General features: G+C 53.0%; 4 protein-coding genes. 1 reads left to right on the top strand and 3 read right to left on the bottom strand.

Annotated elements, in window-relative coordinates:
- The 3 genes from FE784_RS40170 to FE784_RS40160 form a co-directional block, all read right to left on the bottom strand.
- On the bottom strand, positions 1-407 hold a 407-nt coding region (locus FE784_RS40170; protein ID WP_139607915.1), incomplete at its 3' end, for a hypothetical protein.
- Between the two features lie 381 nt (positions 408-788).
- On the bottom strand, positions 789-908 hold the full coding sequence (locus FE784_RS43075) for a dihydrofolate reductase family protein (protein WP_176706874.1): 120 nt from the start codon (positions 906-908) through the stop codon (positions 789-791).
- A 362-nt stretch (positions 909-1,270) separates the two neighbouring features.
- Entirely contained in the window at positions 1,271-2,218 is a 948-nt protein-coding gene (locus FE784_RS40160) for a hypothetical protein (protein WP_139607913.1), read from the bottom strand.
- A 684-nt stretch (positions 2,219-2,902) separates the two neighbouring features.
- On the opposite strand from FE784_RS40160, the gene FE784_RS40155 reads away from it, so the two are divergent.
- Entirely contained in the window at positions 2,903-7,024 is a 4,122-nt protein-coding gene (locus tag FE784_RS40155; RefSeq protein ID WP_139607912.1) for a carbohydrate binding domain-containing protein, read from the top strand.
- Positions 7,025-7,328: the final 304 nt, after the last annotated feature.

The raw sequence follows: 7,328 nt of genomic DNA, 5'->3' as shown, positions 1-7,328 counted from the left end.
TCCTTGATGCGGATGGCGGAAATATATTCGGTCAGGGAAAACGGTTCGGCATAATGCTGGTTGAGATAGCGGATGATTTCCGTAACCTTTTTATGACGGGCCGCGTTCTTTTTGTCCACAGAGCCCGTGCTTTCCTCCATTTGCCGCAGGGCATCATCTCCAGCAGCAGCCCTAATGCAAGCGAGAAATTGCGTTCGTTTGTTCATCAGCTCGTTTTTCATTTTGTGAAACAGTCCCTCTATCAGCAGCCGGTCGTTGTCCTTAAGCGACAAAACCGGAGGTCTGCCCAAAAAAGGAGAGTTGTCGCCCGACAGCAGCGTCTGATGCTCGCTTCCGAACAGCTTCTTGTGAAAGCCGAGCACGTAGCTTTCATGACCGGGCACGCTGCCGGAAGTGGCTCGGTGCACGACATTTTCTTTGAGAAAGATGAGGCTTCCCGGCATGATATCCGGTACGAGCTGTCCTCGATGAAATACTTTCTCTCTCCGCGCCGCACATATATAGTTTCGTAGAAAGGATGAAGCTGCGCCGTAGGTTACGGGGTTTCACTCTTACGGCATAATTTTGCCCTCAATCCCTGCTGTTCAACATATCGCGAGGAGTTGTCGGGAGCCCCTCTAAGAGCGATAGTGGTCGAGGAACTTCCCCTCCTCGATCTTTTTTATTTTGAAAAAATAAAAGAGTCGACAGACTGGCAAAGTGTATTCCACTTAGGGGCTTGCCCCACACTTAGATTTGTGTTGGTTGTGAAACTTACCTTGAACTGCTTAATCAACACATTTTGCGGGTTAATAGGATAAAATGGCCACACCCGTTGACGTTGTCTTTACGCCTACCAGCTTCAAGTCTCTTTGATCCTGTTCCGTAAAGAGTCGTTTGCCCTTGCCTAATACTACCGGATGGACCATAAAGTGATACTCATCGATAAGATTGTGCTCCATCAAGGTAGCGAATCAATTGACCGCTGCCATAGATCGGAAATTGATGATCCGTTCCTGCTTAAGCTTGGTCACTTCTTCTATAATGTCGTTTTTGATGAAACTGGCGTTCCATTGAGGTTCTTCTAGCGTAGTGGTAACCACATACTTGGATATGGAATTCATCTCGTCGGCACCCTCCCCCTTCATCAAGGGCCACGCTGCGGCAAACCTTCGTAAGCAACTCGCCCCAGAACAAGGCGATTATATCCTTTTTTCTTGGGTATTCGGGATTTTATGGGAATAGGGCCTATAAGGAGCCCTCATCCAATTTCGCTATCAAACTGCTGGGGTTATTTTTTTAATTCGGCGGAGTAAATAGTGATCGGAACTTGTCCTGTGCTTACTTTTTCTCCGACAAATTCGTCATAAGTGGTATTAAGTTTTAAATCAATTAACTCATTTTTTAGCTGTTCCTTATCTTTATAATTTATATTTAAAAGCGTGAATCCCTCGTCCAGTAAAATGTAATCAGTATTCTTTTCAATCTTTTTTAATCTAGCAAATGCTTGAATTTTCTCCGTAGTTAAGTTTTCTTTTTCTGCGAATTCCAAGAGAACAGAATTAAAGAAAAAATTCAGTGATTGTATTTCTTTCATAGGAAGGATGTAATACGTTCTGTATGGTACGTTTTTCGGTTCAATAAAATAAGATTCATTAAAGTTGTATGTATCTTTATAATAATTAACAAATCGATTATATTCCTTCTCAATATTACTATATGTTTTATTTGTTACCATGTATTTAAGAAAAAAATAAAATGGGTCAATCATGTTGTTTGATTCAATTTTATTTGTAATTTCTTTTAATTTATTCTCATATTCTTCTCCAGAATAAACAGTACTATAATACCATGCGAGTCCTTTTTGGGCTCTAATGTAGTAATCACTACCTGTATCTATTTGTAAAAGGTACTTCCCAGGATTGTCTTTTGGAATCTCTGCAGATTTCATGGCTAATCGTCCTTTATAGTAAAGATACACATCTTGCAAACTACTATTATCTTTCACTTTCTGAAGCGTAGCTTCTAATGTGCGTAAATCGTTAGCCCCATCAGAGGTTTCTAACTGTTTTACTAGTTCTTCTCTATCAACGTTATTTGTAGTAATAATATAAGGAATGATGCCGAGGATTAGGCTGATTATCCCAATTATAAAACTGATATATGTAACTTTCCCGGGCATTGACCATTTCTTAAATTGCTTTTTTGTTGGAATTATCGCCTTAAACATACTCAACATTATTATCTCTCCTACAAATTAATTTACATTTTTATGCGGCTACAGGTGAGTATAATATGACAGCGGCAGTCTTGTCTTTTATTTTTTTAGTCTTTCAAGAAGGTCTGCTGCTTCGGAAAAGCTTTCGCTCGGCCAGAAGGGCCGGAGGTCGCGAGCTTTGGCGGCTTCCGGTCCTTCTGGCGCGACCATTGAGCCGATCCAAACCGCACCCGTAGGCTCGTTCCTATATTACCGGTACAGGAAGAGCTAATCTTGCCTAGCCGTCGCTCAAGCGGCGGTCACCGTTTTGTACGGGTACAACGTCAAAGCTAAACCGTAACCCGACTGAATTGGCAAAACGTTGGCCCTAGGCGGCAAAGCTTTATCCACTCGTCCGATTTACTATAAAGGTATACCGGCGGCCTGGAGGGTGCCGTGGGCGGGATAGGTCAAATCATTGTCGCCGCCCACCACGCATCGAACAAGCCGGTCAAAGGAGGTGGCCATCGATTGTCGCAACGGTCCGGCAGAAGTTGCGGATACGAACAAGCGAATTAATGTAAGCGCTATCATTTTATTGCTTTTGCGCTAATGCCAAGCAACGCTTTCATGGACCGGTCGGCGACCTGAATTAAAAAGCATTTTTCATCGTTCGACATCGCAGAACGAAACGCATGTACACAAGAAAACATTGGAGGGAAGATCATGTACGGGTCCAATTCGAGCTTTCTGAGGAAAATGGGACCGCTCGGCGCAAAGGCGGCTCTGATCGCCTGCCTGCTGTCGCTCCTGCTGCCCTTGCTCGTTCCGGCAGCCGTTCCGCTCGCTGTCGCGGCCGATATCGGCGACGATTTGATCCAAAACGGCGGATTCGAGCAAAGCGACGGCTCCGCTCCGCTGAACTGGATTCCTTTCCAGGGCTGGAGCAACCCGGAGCTGGCGCTCACGACCGACGCCGCCCGCACGGGAACGAACGGCTTCCGCATCCGGACACAGCAGCAGACGAAGCCGTGGATCGCTCAGGACATCCTCGTGGAGGAGGGCGTGACGTACGAGGTTTCCGCCTGGGTCAAAGGCTTTGACATGGAAGGAGGAGGCGCCGGCTACAAGCTGGAGTTTTACAAAAACGGTCAGCGCACGAGCGCCAATCATATACTCGGCTACGATTCGACGTACAAGTTTTTGCCGTCGGAAATAACCGGGGATTGGCAAAACCTGAAGCTTACGTTTACCGCTCCTCCGGAGGCGACGATATTGTGCCTCTTCGTCCGGCAGTACGGCACCGGCACCGTTTATTTCGACGATATCTCGATTGTGCTAAAGAAGCAACGGGCGATGATCGAGCTCACGACCGACGAGTCGTTCTATTACTCGGAGCTGACGGAAGGCCGGGTCGGCGCCTCGTTCTACTCGCGAGACGGACATCTGGAGAACAAGTCCGCGCAAGCGCGCATTTACCGCGAGTCGACCGGCGTTACGATCGCTACGTACAGTCTGGCCGGCGCGGATCAGCCGCTCGACTTCGCATTCGACCCGACATTGATGGTCAAGGACGAGCCCTACCGCGTAGAGGTCCGACTGCTGGACGGGGCCGGTGCGGAGCTGGAGAAAGCCGAGGAGACGGTGTTCCGGATCGACCGGCCGACGATGCTTCGCGAGGACGGCACGATTATGGTGGACGGCGAGCCCTTCTTTCCGGTCGCGGCCTATCACGTACGCCGGACCGATTACCCTTATGTCGGCTTGGCCGGGGTCAACACGGTGCAAGGCGGCGTCACCGATAAAGTCAGCGTCATGCGGGGCACGCTCGATGCCGCCCAGCAGAACGGCTTGAAGGTGCTCGTCCCGCTCTATGCCAACATGAACGTGAAGGAAAACGTTTATTTGACCCAAGATTTCGTTACCAATCTGAAAGACCATCCGGCCGTACTCGCCTGGATGATCATGGACGAGCCGATTCAGAACAACAAGACGAAGGAAGAGCTCGCCGATGCGTACCGGCTGATCCGCTCCCTCGACAGCAAGCATCCGACCTATATGGTCGAAGCGCCAGCAGCCGCCTACGAAACCGTATCCAAGCTGACGGATATTTTCGCCACCGACGTGTATCCGTTTCCTTACAACCCGATTTCCGCCGTCGGGGAGAGCGCCATCCGGGCCAAGCAAGCCGCCGGGAACCGCAAGCCCGTCTTGAACGTCCTTCAGGCGATGTACAATCCGCCGGTTTGGCCGCATTTGCCGACGATCGGGGAGCTGCGCAATATGGCTTACCAGTCGCTGCTGAACGGCGCTCAAGGCATGGCCTACTACTCCTTCAACGAGAACGGCTTCGAGCTGCGGCAATCCGCTCTATGGCCGGGTCTCGTCGAATTCCGCGAAGAGACGGAGCTTCTCGGCGGGCTGATTACGGGAGCTGAGCGCATCGGACACGGACAAGGGCAGGATACGTATTGGACGCTGTGGCAGGATGGCGACGAGCTCTACGTCGCCGCGGTCAATACGAGCGCACAAGCCCGCCAGGTTGCCGTTCCTCTCGGCATAACCGGGTACCGCGCCGAGCTGCTGTACGGCGATTCGCGTACTACCCGGGACGAGCAGGACGACGAGCTCGCGATCGGACTCGATCCGCTGCAGTCGCTCACGTACCGGATTACGCCCTTCCTAGCCTTGGCAACGCATGCATCCGACACGGTCGACGGGGCGGCCGAACTGTCGAGCGACACGTATTGGAGCACGAGAATAAGCCAGTTGGATAGCAAATTGGACGACATTGCCGATTCGCTGCAAGGTTCCGTACCGGATACAGCCTCTGCGTCGGAAGATGCCGTCGATGCTCTCGGCCTCGTCGGAGAGCTGACCGATTGGGCCGCACAGCTCCCCGACGGAAGTACGAAGCAGCAAATCGTCGCCGCATTGAAGCAAATCGGGCAATCCCTCTCGCCGATCGCGGGAGCGTACGTCAAGGCGGAGCTCGAGTTGGCGGGCGGCCGGATCGTCGGTCAGGAGCAGCCCAACGAGCTGACGGTCAGCCTCGACAATGGCGCTTCCGTCGATTTGCAGAACGTGCGGGTCACCGTAAACTATCCGGAACCGTTCGGCTCGGAGCCTGACGTCTGGACGATGTCCCAGCTCGGCGGCGGCTTGACCGACTCGGAGACGTTCGACTTCCGGATCGGCTCGCCCGTAACGCAAGGACGCTACAGCCTGAAGGCGAGCATCGCGTTCGAGTATGCGGACAAGCCGGGCATTCCGGTATCCGTCGAGCATTGGATTTCCTACGACTACATGGATTTGCTCGTTGCAGAATCGCTCACACCCGTCATCGAAGCGAATAAAGGCGGCGAATATCCGTTTACGGTGAGACTGTCCAGCAACGTTACCCGGGATCTGCAGGTTACGCTGGAGACGGAAGCTCCGCTCGGGATCACGATGCAGCTCCCCGCCGGGCTGACGCTTGCTTCCGGCCAGCAAACCTCGGTAACCGGAACGGTATATTTGCCGATGAGCGTCACCGACGGCGTATATGAAGCCACGATTCGCGTCAAAGCCGACGGCAAGCTGGTCCGTTCGCTGCCGCTGCAGATCGTCATCAATCAAAATTTGTTGCCCAATGCGGGCTTCGAAGAAGCTACCATACTTGGCACTGCACCGGACGGCTGGGGAATGCGTCAAGGCGTATGGACGCGGGATACGTCGCATGGAGGCGACTACTCCGTCTCTCTGCTGCCGGACCCGGCCAATGCTTGGAATGTCATCGCGTCGGGCGTAATCCCGATCCAGGCCGGCAACAAATATGCTTTGCGCGGATGGGTCAAAAACGGCTCTACGACGGGAGAGGTTGCGATCGGTCTCAGACAGAGCAACAACAGCGGCTCCTCCACGATCGGCTATACCTGGAAACCCGTGCTAACATCGTCGGATTGGACACGGTATGAGCTGGAAATCGTCCCCTCCCCGACCGTCCAATACGTTCAGGTGTTTCTGAAAATGGACCAACAGGCCAATGGCGCGGCCTGGTTCGACGATTTGTATGTCGAGGAGATCCCGTACGAGCCCGAGTACGCATTCGATGCCGAAGCGGTGCCCGCCACCGTTGTCGCAACCGAGGGAGGCCAGTTCCCGTTCTCCGTAAACGTGACGAGCAACGTGTCCCGCAGCTTGCAGGTGACGCTCGATGCGGATGCGCCTGCGGGTATGACCGTGCAGCTGCCTTCCCAGATTTCGTTGCCCGCCTACCAGCAGACGACCGTGAACGGCACCGTCTACGTGCCGTCAAGCGTAACCGGCAGCGTGTATCAGGCGACGATTCATCTGACGGCGGAAGGGCAGGTCGTCCGCTCCGTGCCGTTCGCGGTCCGGATCGACAGCAACCTGCTGAAAAATCCGGGCTTCGAGCAGCCGAACGCCCAGGCGACGGGACCCGCGAGCTGGCTGATGCGGGCCGGCTTGTGGACGCCGAGCGAGAAACATGGCGGCGGCTACTCCGCCTCCTTTGCGCCGGACCCGGCCAATGCTTGGAACATCATCGTATCCGACCTTATACCGACTCAGCCCGGAAGCAAATATGTCGTTCGCGGATGGGTGAAAAACGGCTCGACGACGGGGAGCGTATCTCTCGGTCTGAGACAAGTCAAGGAAGATATGGTCTCCACCGTCAAATATACGTGGCACGCTACGCAGAACAATACGGACTGGACGCAATATGAATTCGAGGTAACGCCGTCCGCTACGGCCAAGTATGTCCAGGTGTTTCTATGGTCGGACGCGGCTGCGAACGGAACGTCTTCGTTCGACGATCTGGTCGTGGAGCGTATTCCGCTTCCTTGACAAGCTAGCTGTCGCAACGACAAAAAAGCCGGCTGCCGATTCGAACGCAGCCGGTTTTTTGGACAGCAGCATCATTCGCTGCAGAAGGGCATGTCCCGCACGATCGGCGAAGGCAAGCGGCTTCGGCAGAGACTTGCGGAGCCGCGATTCCGTCAAATAGCGGAACTGGCGTATGTTATGAACCCGAATACCCGTGTCGATCGCAAAATTACGGAAAACCGTTCCGCTATTCCGCTGATTCCTCCCCTGATTCACCCCGAATGATCGAGTTAACGGAAGCCTGTTCCGTTATCCTCAAGAGTGT

It is taken from the genome of Paenibacillus hemerocallicola (assembly GCF_006265175.1).
Taxonomy (GTDB): domain Bacteria; phylum Bacillota; class Bacilli; order Paenibacillales; family NBRC-103111; genus Paenibacillus_AB; species Paenibacillus_AB hemerocallicola.
This window is presented reverse-complemented; position numbering and strand designations above follow the sequence as displayed.

What these genes read in the sequence shown, in the direction of transcription:
- FE784_RS40155 (WP_139607912.1), top strand. Translation starts at nt 2,903, where the DNA reads ATGTACGGGTCCAATTCGAGCTTTCTGAGGAAAATGGGACCGCTCGGC.
- FE784_RS43075 (WP_176706874.1), bottom strand. Translation starts at nt 908, where the DNA reads ATGGTCCATCCGGTAGTATTAGGCAAGGGCAAACGACTCTTTACGGAA.
- FE784_RS40160 (WP_139607913.1), bottom strand. Translation starts at nt 2,218, where the DNA reads ATGTTGAGTATGTTTAAGGCGATAATTCCAACAAAAAAGCAATTTAAG.